This window comes from Nonomuraea sp. AD125B (assembly GCF_041402765.1).
In the GTDB taxonomy this organism is placed as follows: Bacteria; Actinomycetota; Actinomycetes; order Streptosporangiales; family Streptosporangiaceae; genus Nonomuraea; species Nonomuraea bangladeshensis.
Map to the genome: position 1 here is coordinate 121,486 of NZ_JBGLOU010000010.1, position 14,233 is coordinate 135,718.

Consider the following 14,233-nt stretch of genomic DNA (forward strand, 5'->3'; position numbering starts at 1 on the left):
GGGGCCCCCCCCCGCGGCTCTACCTCCTGAGGTGATCCTTTGACCGCTGACGTGGACCGCCGTGCCCTGCTGAAACGCGCCCGGCTGCCGCTCGTCGCCGCGCCCATGCTGCTCGTCTCCGGCCCCGAGCTGGTGATCGCCGCCTGCCGGGCGGGCGTCTTCGGCAGCTTCCCGACGGCCAACTGCCGGGCCGAGGGCGAGCTGGACGAGTGGCTGCACCGCATCGCCGCCGCCTGCGGCCCCGACGCCGCGCCGTGCGTGCCCAACCTCATCGTGCACCGCTCGAACCCCCGCCTGGAGCAGGACCTCGACGTCATCCTGCGGCACCGCCCGGCCGCGGTGATCACCTCCGTCGGCTCGCCCGCCGCCGTCGCTCCCGCCCTGCGGGCGGCCGGGATCCAGGTCTGGTGCGACGTGGCCACCGTGCGCCACGCGGAGCGGGCCATCGACGCCGGGGCGGACGGCCTGATCCTGCTCACCGCGGGCGCGGGCGGCCAGACCGGGAACGCCAACCCGTTCGCGTTCGTCCGGGCGGTGCGGCGGCGTTTCGACGGGATCGTCGCGCTGGCCGGCGGGCAGGCCGACGGGCAGGCCCTGCTCGCCGCGCGGGCCCTCGGGTGCGACCTCGGCTACATGGGCACCCGCTTCATCGCCACCCGCGAGGCGCGCGCCGACGAGCGGTACAAGAGCTTCGTCGTCGAGAGCGAGCTCGACGACATCCACCTCACCAACGCCCTCTCGGGGCTGGAGACCAACCTGCTGCGGCGGTCGCTGCTGGCCCAGGGGCTCGACCCGGCCGAGTTCGGGCTCGGGCCGAAACGGTTCTCCATGGCGGCGCTGGAGGGCCGCGACGGTGGCGCGCCCAAGAGGTGGCGCGACATCTGGAGCGCCGGCCACTCCGTCTCCGGCGTCCGCGACGTCCCCACCGTCGCCGACCTGGTGGACCGGCTGGCCGCCGAGTACGCCGAAGCCGCCCGCACCACCCACGCCCTGACCGCCGAGCCTGTCCTGACCGCCGGGCCGGCATTGGCCGCCGGTCCCGCGCGGATGGCCGGTCCCGCGCGGATGGCCGGTCCCGCGCGGACGGCCGGGCCCGGCTCGACGCCCGGCGGGGCGCGGTGAGCGGGGCGCTGGCAGGGCTGCGGGTGCTCGATCTGACCACCGAGCGGGCCTGGCTGAGCGGGCGGGTGCTGGCCGACCTCGGCGCGCGGGTCACCCTGGTCGAGCAGCCCGGAGGCGATCCCGCCCGGTTCGACCGGCGGGTCGGCGCGCCCCCTGGCCGGCCCAACCCGGCGTGGCCGGCCTTCAACCGGGGCAAGCGCTCGGTGACGCTGGACCTGGCCAGGCCGGCCGCCCGCGAGCTGTTCCTGCGGCTGGCCCGCGCCGCCGACGTCGTCATCGAGTCGTACGAGCGCGAGACCCTCCACGGACGGGGTCTCGGCCACGCCGCCCTGTCCGCCGTGAACCCGCGCCTGGTGCTGGTCAGCGTCACCCCGTTCGGCCGGACCGGCCCCTACGCGGGTCACGCCGCCGCCGATCTCGTCGTGGCCGCCACGGGCGGCGCGGTGTGGACCAACGGCGACCCCGACCGCCCGCCCGTCCGCATCAGCTCGGGCCAGTACTTCCTGCACGCCGCGGCCGAGGCGGTCGTGCACACCCTCGCCGCGGTGCGCCACGCCCGGCGCACCGGCCGGGGCCAGCACGTGGACGTCTCGGCGCAGCTCGCCACGATCCGCACCCTGATGAACGCGGTGCCGGGACCCTACACCGACGGCTCGGTGGTGGACCGGGCCTCCTTCGGCGCGCCCGGCCCCGGCCAGCCCTACCGCCACCTGTTCGGCTGCCGCGACGGGCACGTCCTCGCCACCGTCCCCTTCGGCCCCGGCCCCGCCGGGTACGTCGGCTGGCTGCGCGATGAGGGCTTCCTGCCGCCCCGGCTGGCCGCGTACGACGCCGCGCGGCTCGCCTCGCCCGACCTCGCCGCGGACGACCCGTCGTTCCCCGGGCTGCTGACCGGCGCGCTGGCGGCGTACTTCCTGACCGAGACCAAGGCGGAGCTGACCCGCAAGGCGCTGGCGCGCCGGCTCATGGTGGCGCCGGTCAACACGGTGGCGGACCTGATGGCGGACGAGCAGCTGGCCGCGCGCGACTACTTCCTGACCCTGGGGGACCTGCGCGTCCCCGGCGTGTGGGCCCGGCTGCCGGCCAGCCCTCTCGCGGGGGCCGGCCACGTCGCCGGGCCCGGCGCGGACAACGAGACGGTGTGGCGGGACGAAGCGGGCCTGTCCGCCGAGGAGCTGTCCCGCCACCGCGGCGAAGGGACGATCTGATGGGCGGACCGCTCGACGGCGTCAAGGTGTGGGACGCGTCCTGGGTGGGCGTCGGCCCGCTGACGACGCGCTACCTGGCCGAGTACGGCGCCACCGTGGTGCGCACCGAGAGCACCCGCTCCGTGGACGTGCTGCGCACCGCGCCGCCGTTCAAGGACGGCGTGCCGGGGCTCAACCGCTCGCAGTTCTTCGCCGACTACAACGCCTCCAAGCTCGGCCTCGGCGTCAACCTGTCCACCGACGGCGGCCGGCGGGTCGCGGCCCGGCTGACGGCCTGGGCCGACGTCGTCGTGGAGGCGTTCACGCCCGGCGTGATGGACCGGCTCGGGCTCGGCTACGACCGGCTCCGCGCGGTCAACCCCTCCCTGATCATGCTCTCGACGTCCATGAACGGGCAGACCGGCCCGCGCAGGGGGTTCGCGGGGTTCGGCACGGTGCTCGCCGCCATGTCCGGGTTCTGCGAGCTGACCGGGTGGCCCGACCGCGACCCCGGCTCACCGTACGGGGCGTACACGGACTTCATCGGCCAGCGCTTCGCCGCCGTGGCCGTGCTCGCGGCCCTGGAGCACCGCGACCGCACCGGCGAGGGGCAGCACATCGACCTGTCCCAGATGGAGACCGGTCTGATGTTCCTCGCGCCGGAACTCGTGGACCACCAGCTCACCGGCCACGTCGCGACCCGCGACGGCAACCGCGACCGCGCGGCGGCCCCGCACGGCGTCTTCCCGTGCCTGCCGGAGGACGGCAGGGAGCGGTGGGTCGCCATCGCAGTGACCGGCGACGAGCAGTGGAACGCCCTGCGCCGCGCCCTGGGGGAGCCCGCGTGGGCGGCCGATCCCCGGCTCGCCACCCTGTCCGGGCGCAAGGAGCAGGAGGACCGCCTGGAACGGGCCCTCGCCGCGTGGACGTCCGCCAGGACGGTCGCCGAGGTCGTCGGGACGCTCCAGCCGGAGGTGCCCGCGGGGCCGGTGCACGACGCCCGGGGCCTGCGGTCCGATCCGCAGGTGGCGCACCGGGGCTACTTCCGTCCGCAGCCGCACCCCGTCATGGGGACGATGCCGTACGAGGGCGCCCAGGCTGAGCTGTCGCTCACGCCGTACCGCGTCACCAAGGCGGCCCCGCTGCTCGGCGAGGACAACGAGCGGGTCCTCGCCGAGCTCCTGGGGTTCGCGCCGGACGAGGTCGCCGGGCTCGTCGCCGAGGGCGCCGTCGAGCAGGTCCTGGACTGAACCGCACGTGGAAGCAGGAAGAAGGAGAGCCATGCCGCAGACCGTCGATCTCACGGGGCAGACCGCCGTCGTGACCGGATGCTCCTCGGGACTCGGGCGGCGCTTCGCCGTCACCCTCGCCGAGCACGGAGCCTCCGTGGTAGCCGTGGCCCGGCGCGCGGACCGGCTCGGCGAGCTCGCGGACGAGATCGCCGCGGCCGGCGGCGCCTGCCTGCCGCTGGCCGCCGACCTCACCGACGACGACCAGCTCGGCGGCCTGCTGGACGCGGCCGAGGAACGCTTCGGCACCGCCACCATCCTGGTCAACAACGCCGGCATCCCCGACGCCCAGCACGCCACCAAGATGCCCGTCGACCTCGTGGACCGGGTGTTGGGGACGAACCTGCGCGCGCCCTGGCTGCTCTCCTGCGACTTCGCGCGCCGGCTCATCGCGGCCGGGACCGGCGGCCGGGTGGTGAACGTCTCCTCCATGGGCGCCTACGAGTACCGGGGCGGGGGAGCGGCACTCTACTCGGTGACCAAGGCCGCCGTCGTACGGATGACGGAGGTGCTCGCGGTCGAGTGGGCGAAGTTCCACATCAACGTCAACGCCATCGCGCCGGGCGCGTTCGCCTCGGAGATAATGGACGGCATGGTGCGGCGCATCGGCGGCGACCCGTCGCGGTTCTTCCCCCGCGCCCGCATGGGCGACCCGCGCCAGCTCGACAGCACCCTGCTCTACCTGGTGTCCCCGCACTCGGAGTTCGTGACCGGCACCGTGGTCAAGGTCGACGACGGCCAGGGCGCGCGCTGAGCTCCGCCGGGGCCTATCTGCCGGTCTCGGGCTCCGGCATGAGCAGCCGCCGCGCGGCGAACTTCATCCGCTCCTCGACGTACTCGGGGGTGAGCTGGTCGTTGAGCCAGCCGATGACGCTGCTGTTCCAGAGCGACTCCAGCATGTGCAGCGCGCGGTATTCGGCGGTCGTGATGCGGTGGTCGGGCCCCCACGCGGCACGCCCCATCAGCTCGGCCAGGCTGGTCGGCGGCGGCGTCTCGGCCAGGAGCGGCGTCTCCTCGCGCCGCTCGCCGAGCGGCTTGGGGATGTGGTACGCGCTGAGCGCCGCGTGCGCCCAGCCGCGGTTGTACTGCATCGCGCGGAAGGCCCGGTGCAGCACCTCCGCGGCCCGCCCCTCCGGCGTCCGCTGCCGAGGGGGACGCTGCACGATGTCCTTGCGCAGCTCGTCGAGCTGCACCTGGATGGCCGCGGCGAGCAGGGCGTCCTTCGACGGGTAGTAGCGGTAGAGGGTCGACAGGGCGACCTCCGCGATCCTCGCCACCTCGCGCATCTGGACCGCGTCGTAGCCGCCGCGGGTGGCCAGGGCCATCCCGGCATCAAGAACACGTTCCGCACGGAAGGCCCGCGCCTCGGGCGTGCGGCCCTTCCTGCTGACCCGCGTCATGGCGGACCCCCTTTCCCTGTGGGTGAAGGACACGAGAGCCCGCTGACGGCCTGGGGTCAGCGGCTGCAAAGCTGGTACTAAAGAGTACACGTTCTCATGAGCGCCCGAGCGGCGCCGGGACAGGCTCCCGGCGCCGCCGCCGGGGGCTCAGCCCTGATGGCGGGAGAGCACCAGGCTGCCGGCCGCCGCGAAGAACATCCCGACGCCCTGCACGAAGCTGATGTCCGCCTTCGGGAGCTGCTCCACGGCCTCGCCGCGGAGCTGCCGCACGGCCTCCTGGATGGCGAACATGCCGTACATGCCGGTGTGGGTGTAGGACAGGCCGCCGCCGTTGGTGTTCATCGGCAGCGAGCCGCCCTTCATCGTGTTGCCCTCCGCCACGAAGTCGCCCGACTCGCCGTGCCCGACGAAGCCGAGGTCCTCCAGCATGTAGAGCGGCACGTGCGCGAAGGCGTCGTACGCCATGAGGTGGTCCACGTCGGCGCGCGAGATGCCGGCGGTGCGGAACGCCTCCTCCCCGGCCTTGCGGAAGGCCGCGAACGAGCCGGGGTCGGCCATCTGCGACACGAGGGGCCCTTCGGCCGACTCGCCCGAGCCGAGCAGGTAGACTGCGCGGTCGCCGCCCGGCAGGTCCCTGGCGCGCTCGGCGGTGGTGAGCACGAGCGCGCCGCCGCCGTCGGTCACCACGCAGCACATGTCCCTGGTGAACGGGTAGGCGATGGGCGGCCCGGCCAGCACCTCCTCGACCGTGGTGGGCTTGCGGCGGAAGGCGCGCGGGTTGTTCAGCGCCCACGTCCGCTGCGCCACGACGACGTGCGCCAGGTGCTCGCGGGTCATGCCGCGCTCGTGCAGGAAGCGCAGCGCGGGCAGGGTGAAGGTCGAGTACGGCGTCTGCGCGCCGTAGACGGCCTCGAACTGCCCGGTCGCCGAGGCCGGGTTGGGCGCCCAGGGCGCCACGCCGACCCGGGAACGCCCGGACTCGCCGTGGGTGACGAGCACGACGTCGGCGGCGCCGGCCGCGATGGCGGCGGCGGCGTGACGGACGTGCAGCATGAAGCTGCAGCCGCCGACCATGGTGCCGTCGAGCCAGCGGGGCTCGATGCCGAGGTGGTGGGAGACCTCCAGCGCCAGCGGCCCCGCGGTGGCCACGCCGTCGATGTCCTTGGCGGTGAGCCCCGCGTCGGCGAGGGCGTTGCGTGCCGCCTCCGCGTGCAGGCCGAGGACGGACAGGTCGGGGCGGATGCCGACGTCGGTGGTCTCCGCCGCGCCGACGATGGCGATGTCGCCGTGGTGCATCGAGGTCATCGGGCCACCTCCCCGGCGGGGGCGAACACGGGCAGGGTGTGCTCGCCCCGCTCGACGAAACAGACCTGCAACGGCATGTCCAGCTCCAGATGCTCGGGCTCGGGCGGCACCCCGACGATGTTGGTCATGAGGCGTGGCCCCTCGGCCAGCTCCACCAGCGCCACGACGACCGGCGTGGCGGGGTCGAAGGGCGGCAGGGGGCGGTGGTTGATGACGTACGACAGCAGCCGGGCCGCGCCGCTGACGGTCGTCCACGCGACGTCCGCCGAGCCGCAGGCGGGGCAGAAGGGGCGCGGGTAGAAGTAGTGCCGCTCGCAGGACGCGCAGCGCTGGACGCGCAGCTCGCCGTTCGCGGCGCCCTCCCAGAAGGGGAGTGTCTCCGGGATGGGCACGGGTGCCGGGCCGGGCATGGCGGTTCCTTTCACGGATGGTTCCACAGAGGGGCTCACAGGTGACGGGGCGGCGAGCGTCTCGCGCATCGCCGCCGAGCTGACCACGACGACCCCGAGGATCAGCGTGGTGATGAGGAAGGCGGCTTGGAAGGACAGGGCGTCGGCGACCGCCCCCGCCGCGACCGGGCCGATGATCGCGCCGACGTCGGACGACATGTTGAACCACGCCACGTTCCTGGCGGGGCTGCTGCCGCTGATGTCGGCGAGGAGGGCGGCGGGCGTCGCCGACAGCCCGCCGCCCGCCACGCCGAGCAGCGCCATCGAGGCGAGGAAGACCGCCTCGCCGGGCGGCAGGCAGAGCAGCGCGACGGCGACGCAGCCGAGTACGCCGGCGGTGATCATCGCGGGCCGCCTGCCGCGCGCGTCGGCCCATCGGCCGAACGCCCGTACGGAGATCACCTGGGTGACGGCGGTGCCGAGCATCGCCACGCCGATGAAGGTGCCGCTGCTGTCCAGCTCGTCCGTGGCGAACACGAGGATGGTCGAGTTGCGCAGGCCGTAGAAGAGCCAGCCGACGGTGAAGCTGGCGACGAGGGCCGCGGTGAAGGCGCGGACGTACGTGCCGCGGGGCAGCGGCCCGGTCTCCGCCGACGGGGCGCCGGCGGGCCGGGGCCCGGAGGGCGGCGGGACGCCGGGGGAGAGCTTGAGCTGCGAGATCGCGGCGGCCACGAGCAGGGTGGCCCCGTACAGCAGGAAGGGCAGGCGCGGGTTCACGTCGGCGAGCACGCCGCCCGCCGCCGGCCCGGCGATGGCGCCGAGCATGAAGCCGAGCTGGAACGTGCTGATGCCGCTGCCCCGCGCGTCCGGCGGCGCCGTGCGCAGGACCAGCGACATGGCGGCGATGGTGAAGGCCGAGCTGCCCATCCCGCCGATCGCCCGCAGGGTGATGAGCAGCGTGAAGTCGGGGGCGAAACTGGCGACGATCATCGTCGCGCCCTGCAGCCACAGTCCCCAGGCGATCACCCGGCGCTCGCCGAAGCGCTGGACGAAGCGGCTGTTGACGACGGCGGTGGCGAGCCGGACCACCGCGAACGCGCTGATCGCCGCCCCCACGACCGCGCTGCCCACGCCGAACTCCGCCGCGAGCAGCGGCAAGGCGGGCGCGATCACGCCGAAGCCGAGGGCGACCACGAACGCGATAAGGGCGGAGATCCGCAGATCGGCGGGCAGCGCCCGGAAGCGCCTCACCGCACAGCCATTTCAGGTCCTCCGGCAGGTGGCGGCCGGGCCGGCGGCCCGGACCCGGCTAAAGACAACATGTTCTGCTTATTGACAGGGTTGGAGCTGAACTCTCCGATGTCAAGAGCCTGCCAAGCCTTGCCGGTTCAGTCGTAACGTGTTTCACTTGGCACCTGATCGGGCCGGGCGGCGACTCCCGGACCAGGTCTTCCGAGCGTTCACGAATCGAGGTTCCATGCCCATCGACGCATCGCTGGTCGGCCGCAAGAGCGAACCCCTCACGAGATCCTGGACCTCCGACGACGCCCTGCTCTACGCCATCGCGGTCGGCGCCGGCCAGGAGGACCCGCTCGCGGAGCTGCAGTTCACGACCGAGAACACCGCGGGCACGCCGCAGCAGGTCCTCCCGACGTTCTGCAACGTGGCCATGGGCGCGGGGATGGCCCTGCCCGGCGACCTCGACCTCACCAAGATGCTCCACGCCGAGCAGGCCTTCGAGCTGTTCGACACCATCCCGGTCGCCGGCGAGGTCGAGTCCACGGGCGAGATCGTCGGCGTGTACGACAAGGGCTCCGGCGCGATCATCGCCACCGAGAGCGTCTCCAGCGTCCCCGGCGGCGGGCCGCTGGCGAAGATCCGCACCTCCCTGTTCTTCCGCGGGTACGGCGGCTTCGGCGGCGAGCGCGGCCCCGGCACCACCTGGGAGCGGCCCACCGGCAAGCCCGACCACGTCGTCACCTACACCACCCGCGCCGACCAGGCGCTCCTCTACCGGCTGACCGGCGACCGCAACCCGCTGCACACCGACCCGTCCTTCAGCGGCCGGGGCGGCTTCCCCCGGCCGATCCTGCACGGCATGTGCACCTACGGCTTCACCGGCCGGGCGCTGCTGCACACGGTCGCCGGCTCGGAGCCCAAGCGGTTCCGCGCCATGTCCGCCCGCTTCACCAAGCCGATACTCCCCGGTCAGACGATCACGGTGTCGATCTGGGCCGACGGCACCGACGTACGGTTCCAGACCACCGACGAGAGCGGCACCCCGGTCATCGACCACGGCACGGCGGTCATCCTCTGACCGCGCTGACCGTGCTGACCGTGCGCGCCACGCGCCATCCTCTGACCGTGCGCGCCGCGCACGGCACCCCCTCCACCCCTCCGTCTGCGGAAGGACACCCCCATGGGATCACTTGACGGCAGAGTCGCCATCGTCACCGGCGCCGGACGCGGCATCGGCGCCTCCATCAGCCGCATGTTCGCCCAGCAGGGCGCGCGGCTCGTGCTCAACGACCTCGGCGCGGGCCCGGACGGCTCCGGCGGCGACACCAGCCCCGCCGAGGCCATCGCCAGGGAGATCAACGACCTCGGCGGCCAGGCCGTCTCCGACGCCGGCGACATCGCCGACACCGCGACCGGGCGGCGCCTGGTGGAGCTGGCGCTGGAGAACTACGGGCAGCTCGACGTGGTCGTCAACGTCGCCGGCATCCTCCGCGACAAGATGATCTTCAACCTGCCGGAGGAGGACTGGGACGCGGTCATCCGCGTGCACCTGCGCGGCCACTTCAGCACCATCAAGCCCGCCGCCGCGTACTGGCGGCAGCAGCGCAACCCCGAGGGCCACTACCGGATCATCAACTTCACCTCCGACTCCGCCCTGCAGGGCTCGCCCGGCCAGCCGAACTACGCCGCCGCGAAGATGGGCATCATCGGCCTGACCGCCTCGCTCGCCAACGGCCTGGCGCGCTACGGCGTGACGGCCAACGCCATCGCCCCCGGCGCGGCCACCCGCCTGACCGCGACCGTGCCCGACGACAAGAAGCTCGGCGAGGACCCCGCCGCCGAGGAGCTCATGTCGCCGGACAACATCGCGCCGATCGTCACCTACCTCGCCGGCACCGAGTCCGGCTGGCTGTCGGGCCGCACCCTCGGCGCCTCCGGGTACGACGTCCGGCTGTGGAACAACCCGGAGGTCGTCGAGACCGTCTCCTCCGACGGCCCCTGGGACCTCGCCGACCTCGGGGAGAAGCTGACCAAGTCGTTCCGCCCCAAGGCCGACGGGCTGCACCCGTCGATCTTCATGGCGCAGCTGCCCCGGTAACGGAGCCGCACGGGGGACGCGGGACCCGGCAACGGGACCCAGCAACGGGACCCAGCAACGGGAATCGCAACGGGGATCGCATTCATCGGTCAAGCCGGACAGGGAGAGACGCACGATGTCCTCTACCACTCACCCGACCACGCCTCACCCCACCACGGAGCCCGTCGGCTTCTACCAGATCGCCGCGGCCGACCCCGGCCGGCCCGGCATCATCGACCCCGACGGGTCGATGCTCACGTACGGCGAGCTGCTGTCGCGGGTCAACCGCGTCTCGCGCGCCCTGCGCACCCACGGGCTCGGCAACGGCGACAGCGTCGCGGTCGCCCTGCACAACGGGCACGAGTACCTCGAGGTGATGCTGGCCACGGCGCAGGTCGGGATGTTCTTCGTCCCGGTCAACTGGCGGCTGACCCCCGCCGAGATGCTCTACATCATCAAGGACTCCGGCGCCAGGCTGCTGGTCATGGACGCCGAGCAGGCCGCCACGCTGCCGCTGGAGTCGCTGCCCGAGCACCGGTACGTGATCGGCGGCGAGGTGCCTGGCTGGCTGCCGTACCCGGAGCTGGGCGCGGGCGAGCCGGACGACGCGCCGGAAGAGCGCCGCTTCGGCGGCAGCATGGGCTACACCTCGGGCACCACCGGCAACCCCAAGGGCGTGCGCAGCCTGCTCTACCCCGAGGCCGAGCCGGAGCCGGTGCTCGGCGCGCTGTACGGCGGCCTGTGCGCCCGCTACGAGGTCACCATGGACAAGGGCGTGCACCTGGTGTGCTCGCCGATCTACCACGCCGCGCCGAGCGGCCACGCCTTCGCCTTCCTCCAGCTCGGCCACACGGTCGTCATCCAGGGCAAGTTCGACCCCGAGGGGGTGCTGGCCGCCATCGAGAAGCACCGGATCACCACGGTCCACATGGTGCCCACGCACTTCCACCGGATGCTGCGGCTGCCGCAGGAGGTGCGCGAGAAGTACGACCTGTCCAGCCTGGAGGCGGTGATCCACGCGGGCGCGCCGTGCCCGGTGCCGATCAAGCAGCAGATGATCGAGTGGCTGGGCCCGGTCGTGTGGGAGTACCTGGCCTCCACCGAGGGCGGCGTCTCCCTGGTGGGCTCGGAGGAGTGGCTGCGCAAGCCCGGCACGGTCGGCCGGCCGACGCCGAACACCATCGTCAAGATCCTCGACGAGGACGGCAACGAGGTGCCGACCGGCACCGCGGGCGTCATCTACTTCGGCATCCCCGGCGCCGGCCCGACCTTCGAGTACAACAACGACCCGGCGAAGACCGCCGCCAGCCGCCGCGGCGACCTGTCGACCGTCGGCGACTACGGCTACTTCGACGAGGACGGCTACGTCTTCCTCCTCGACCGGCGTACCGACCTCATCATCTCCGGCGGCGTGAACATCTATCCGGCGGAGATCGAACAGGCCCTCATCACGCACCCGGCGGTCGCCGACGTCGCGGTCATCGGCGTCCCCGACCCCGACTGGGGGCAGAGCGTGCTCGCCGTCATCCAGCCCACCGAGGACGCCGTGCCCGGCGACGACCTCGCCGCCGACCTGCGCGCCCACTGCGCCGGGCTGCTGGCCTCGTTCAAGATCCCCAGACGGTACGAGTTCCGCTCCGACTTCCCCCGCACGGAGACCGGCAAGCTGCAGCGCCGCAAGCTCCGCGACCTCTACGCCGGCTGACCCGGCAGGGAAGGACAGGAGACGCCGTTGCAGACGAGTGTGCATGTGGCCGCCGGGCCGCCGGCGGAGGTGGCCGCCTTCGCCGCCCGGGCCGAGCGGGCCGGCTTCGACACCATCTCCAGCGCGGAGGTGGACCACGACCCCTTCCTGAGACTGGCGCTGGCCGTCCCGGCGACGAGCCGGATCAGGCTGGCGACCGGCATCGCGGTCGCCTTCGCGCGGACGCCGATGGCGCTCGCGTACGTGACCAACGACCTGCAGATCCTCTCCGGGGGCCGGTTCGTGCTCGGCCTCGGCACCCAGACCAGGCCGCACATCACCCGCAGGTTCGGCATGGAGTGGAGCAGGCCCGCGGCGCGGATGCGCGAGTACGTCACGGCGCTGCGCGCCATCTGGGACGACTGGAACACCGGCAAGGAGGTGCGGCACGAGGGGGAGTTCTACCGGCACACCCTCATGACCGCGACCTTCCGCCCGGAGCCGCATCCGCACGGCAACCCGCCGATCCACCTGGCCGCGGTCGGCCCGCTCATGACCCGGCTGGCCGGCGAGGTGGCCGACGGGCTGATCCCGCACGGGTTCAGCACCGAGCGGTACTTCCGCGAGATCACCCTGCCCGCGCTGGAGGAGGGGCTGGCCCGGTCCGGGCGGGACCGTTCCGACGTCGTGGTCCACTGCCCCGGGTTCGTGCACGTCCTCGATCCGGCCGAGGACGTCGAGCGGCAGCGGCGGGTGCTGCGCGGCCGGGTCGCCTTCTACGGCTCCACCCCGGCCTACCGCGGCGTCCTCGCGCTGCACGGCTGGGAGGACCTGCACCAGCGGCTGCACGCGCTGTCGGTGCGGCCCGAGGCCGACCGCTGGGACCGGATGGCCGACCTGATCGACGACGAGGTGCTGGACACCTTCTGCGTGAGCGGGTCGCTGACGGAGGTGGCGGCGGAGGTGGCGCGCAGGTTCGGCGGCCTGGTCGACCAGGTCGCGCTCCAGCCGCCGCCGGGCACGTCCGACGCCGACCTCGGCGCGGCCCTCGCCACGCTGCGCGCGGCGGGCCGGCCCTGATGGGGTCCGGGGACCTCCTGGTGGAGCGCGACGGCGGCGTCGTCACCGTCACGCTCAACCGCCCCGCCAGGAAGAACGCGATGACACGAGAGGGCTGGATCGAGCTCACCCGGGTGCTCGGCGAGGTCGCGGCCCGCGCCGACGACCGCGTCCTGGTGCTCACGGGCGCGGGCGGCGAGTTCTGCTCGGGGGCCGACCTGAGCGCCCAGGGCTCCGGCGACCCGCCGCGGCGCGCGATGCGGATCGTGAACGAGGCGCTGTTCGCGCTGCGGGACCTGCCCCAGCCCACGATCGCCGCCGTGTCGGGGGCGGCGGTCGGGGCCGACTTCAACATGGCGCTCGCCTGCGACCTCGCGGTCGCCGACGAGACGGCCCGCTTCTCGCAGATCTTCTCCCGGCGCGGCCTGTCGGTGGACTTCGGCGGGACGTGGCTGCTGACCCACATGGTGGGCCTGCACCGGGCGAAGGAGCTCGCCTTCTTCGGCCGGATCCTGTCCGCGCGCGAGGTGCACGACCTCGGGCTGCTCAACAGGGTCGTGCCGGAGGGCACGGCACTGGCGCGGGCGGGGGAGTGGGCGCGCGAGCTGCTGGGTCTCGCGCCGCTGGCGCTGGCGCAGACCAAGGAGCTGCTCAACCTGGCGGCGAGCGGCGACTTCAGGGAGAGCGCCCTGCGCGAGGCGGCAGCGCAGAACCTCAACGGCGCCACCGAGGACACCAGGGAGGCGATCAGCGCCTTCCTGGAGAAACGGCCGCCGGTCTTCCGCAACCGCTAGCCGGGGCCGGCGTCCAGGTGCTGCTGGATGGCGGCCATCACGGCCTGGGGCGAGGCCGAGCGGCTGAAGGTGGCGACCACCACCTGCTCGCTGTCGCGCGGCTGTTCGAGCTGGCGGAAGGTCGCGATCACGTAACCGAGCGCGTGGTCCAGGGGTCCGCTCGGGTCGTAGGTCCCGCCGGCCCGCAGCCAGCCGCGCAGCACCTGGTTGTGGGCCGCCACCACGGAGGCGGCCATCAGCTCGGCGCGCAGCCCGGCGTCGGGCGAGTCGCCGAGCCAGGCGCCGACGAACTCGCGGAACAGCCGCTGGTAGCGGGCGACGCTGGCGATCTCGCGGTCGCGCAGGGCGGGCACCTCGCGGACCAGGCGGTAGCGGCGCAGCGAGACCTCGGCGTCGTCCACGTAGTGGGCGAGCACGATGCGGACGGCGTCGGTGATGGCCACGATCGCGGTGCCCGCCGTCGAGGCGCGCAGCCGGGCGTCGATCCTGGTCAGCAGCGCGTCGTGATCGGGGAAGATCGCGTCGTCCTTGGAGCGGTAGTGGCGGAAGAACGTGCTGCGGCTGACGCCTGCGCGCGCGGCGATGTCGTCGACGGTGGTCGCGTCGTAGCCGTTCTCGTCGAACAGCGTCACGGCGGCCTCGGCGAGGCGCTGGCGGATGGGCGGTGTCGGCACCCGGCCATTGTGAC

General features: G+C 73.4%; 13 protein-coding genes. 9 read left to right on the top strand and 4 right to left on the bottom strand.

The genetic code is table 11. The features are described from left to right. Window positions 1-39: 39 nt before the first annotated feature. Genes ACBR40_RS26180 through ACBR40_RS26195 form a run of 4 tightly spaced genes read left to right on the top strand, consistent with a single transcriptional unit; the run spans window position 40 to window position 4,352 of the window. Window positions 40-1,122 carry an NAD(P)H-dependent flavin oxidoreductase gene (locus ACBR40_RS26180; protein WP_371250447.1) on the top strand — a complete coding sequence of 361 codons (1,083 nt, stop codon included), beginning with the start codon at window positions 40-42 and terminating at the stop codon, window positions 1,120-1,122. After that, on the top strand, window positions 1,119-2,330 hold the full coding sequence (locus tag ACBR40_RS26185; protein WP_371250448.1) for a CaiB/BaiF CoA transferase family protein: 1,212 nt from the start codon (window positions 1,119-1,121) through the stop codon (window positions 2,328-2,330). The genes ACBR40_RS26180 and ACBR40_RS26185 overlap by 4 nt, the downstream gene beginning before the upstream one ends. Continuing rightward, window positions 2,330-3,559 (top strand): CaiB/BaiF CoA transferase family protein, encoded by a 1,230-nt coding sequence (locus ACBR40_RS26190; RefSeq protein WP_371250449.1) that lies wholly within the window; start codon window positions 2,330-2,332, stop codon window positions 3,557-3,559. Before ACBR40_RS26185 ends, ACBR40_RS26190 begins: the two co-directional genes overlap by 1 nt. A gap of 31 nt (window positions 3,560-3,590) precedes the next feature. Next, a complete protein-coding gene (locus ACBR40_RS26195; protein ID WP_371250450.1) occupies window positions 3,591-4,352 on the top strand; it encodes an SDR family NAD(P)-dependent oxidoreductase in 762 nt (253 codons plus the stop codon). 13 nt (window positions 4,353-4,365) lie between these two features. Here ACBR40_RS26195 and ACBR40_RS26200 read toward each other — a convergent pair whose 3' ends face one another. From ACBR40_RS26200 to ACBR40_RS26210, 3 genes are all read right to left on the bottom strand, one after another. Further along, entirely contained in the window at window positions 4,366-4,998 is a 633-nt protein-coding gene (locus tag ACBR40_RS26200) for a TetR family transcriptional regulator (protein WP_329578008.1), read from the bottom strand. Window positions 4,999-5,145: 147 nt separating this feature from the next. Further along, window positions 5,146-6,303, bottom strand: coding sequence for a thiolase (locus ACBR40_RS26205; protein ID WP_371250451.1), 1,158 nt, complete (start codon window positions 6,301-6,303; stop codon window positions 5,146-5,148). Continuing rightward, window positions 6,300-7,943: an MFS transporter gene (locus tag ACBR40_RS26210; RefSeq protein WP_371250452.1), complete on the bottom strand. Its 1,644-nt coding sequence runs from the start codon at window positions 7,941-7,943 to the stop codon at window positions 6,300-6,302. Before ACBR40_RS26210 ends, ACBR40_RS26205 begins: the two co-directional genes overlap by 4 nt. A gap of 226 nt (window positions 7,944-8,169) precedes the next feature. Between ACBR40_RS26210 and ACBR40_RS26215 the strand changes: the two genes are divergently transcribed. The 5 genes from ACBR40_RS26215 to ACBR40_RS26235 all read left to right on the top strand — a co-directional run bounded on the left by ACBR40_RS26215 (window position 8,170) and on the right by ACBR40_RS26235 (window position 13,545). After that, entirely contained in the window at window positions 8,170-9,009 is an 840-nt protein-coding gene (locus ACBR40_RS26215) for a MaoC/PaaZ C-terminal domain-containing protein (protein WP_364464349.1), read from the top strand. 102 nt (window positions 9,010-9,111) lie between these two features. After that, window positions 9,112-10,029: an SDR family NAD(P)-dependent oxidoreductase gene (locus tag ACBR40_RS26220; RefSeq protein WP_371250453.1), complete on the top strand. Its 918-nt coding sequence runs from the start codon at window positions 9,112-9,114 to the stop codon at window positions 10,027-10,029. Window positions 10,030-10,144: 115 nt separating this feature from the next. Next, entirely contained in the window at window positions 10,145-11,713 is a 1,569-nt protein-coding gene (locus ACBR40_RS26225; protein ID WP_371250454.1) for an AMP-binding protein, read from the top strand. Between the two features lie 27 nt (window positions 11,714-11,740). Continuing rightward, on the top strand, window positions 11,741-12,772 hold the full coding sequence (locus ACBR40_RS26230; protein WP_371250455.1) for a TIGR03617 family F420-dependent LLM class oxidoreductase: 1,032 nt from the start codon (window positions 11,741-11,743) through the stop codon (window positions 12,770-12,772). Window positions 12,773-12,792: 20 nt separating this feature from the next. Then, window positions 12,793-13,545, top strand: coding sequence for an enoyl-CoA hydratase/isomerase family protein (locus tag ACBR40_RS26235; protein WP_371250456.1), 753 nt, complete (start codon window positions 12,793-12,795; stop codon window positions 13,543-13,545). Here ACBR40_RS26235 and ACBR40_RS26240 read toward each other — a convergent pair. Then, the gene (locus tag ACBR40_RS26240) at window positions 13,542-14,219 is read right to left on the bottom strand and encodes a TetR/AcrR family transcriptional regulator (RefSeq protein ID WP_344206425.1); all 678 of its coding nucleotides are present in this window, start codon (window positions 14,217-14,219) and stop codon (window positions 13,542-13,544) included. The genes ACBR40_RS26235 and ACBR40_RS26240 overlap by 4 nt on opposite strands. Between the last annotated feature and the right edge of the window lie 14 nt (window positions 14,220-14,233).

Coding starts and splice junctions, on each gene's coding strand:
- ACBR40_RS26190 (WP_371250449.1), top strand. CDS start 2,330: ATGGGCGGACCGCTCGACGGCGTCAAGGTGTGGGACGCGTCCTGGGTG.
- ACBR40_RS26220 (WP_371250453.1), top strand. CDS start 9,112: ATGGGATCACTTGACGGCAGAGTCGCCATCGTCACCGGCGCCGGACGC.
- ACBR40_RS26215 (WP_364464349.1), top strand. CDS start 8,170: ATGCCCATCGACGCATCGCTGGTCGGCCGCAAGAGCGAACCCCTCACG.
- ACBR40_RS26205 (WP_371250451.1), bottom strand. CDS start 6,303: ATGACCTCGATGCACCACGGCGACATCGCCATCGTCGGCGCGGCGGAG.
- ACBR40_RS26225 (WP_371250454.1), top strand. CDS start 10,145: ATGTCCTCTACCACTCACCCGACCACGCCTCACCCCACCACGGAGCCC.
- ACBR40_RS26195 (WP_371250450.1), top strand. CDS start 3,591: ATGCCGCAGACCGTCGATCTCACGGGGCAGACCGCCGTCGTGACCGGA.
- ACBR40_RS26200 (WP_329578008.1), bottom strand. CDS start 4,998: ATGACGCGGGTCAGCAGGAAGGGCCGCACGCCCGAGGCGCGGGCCTTC.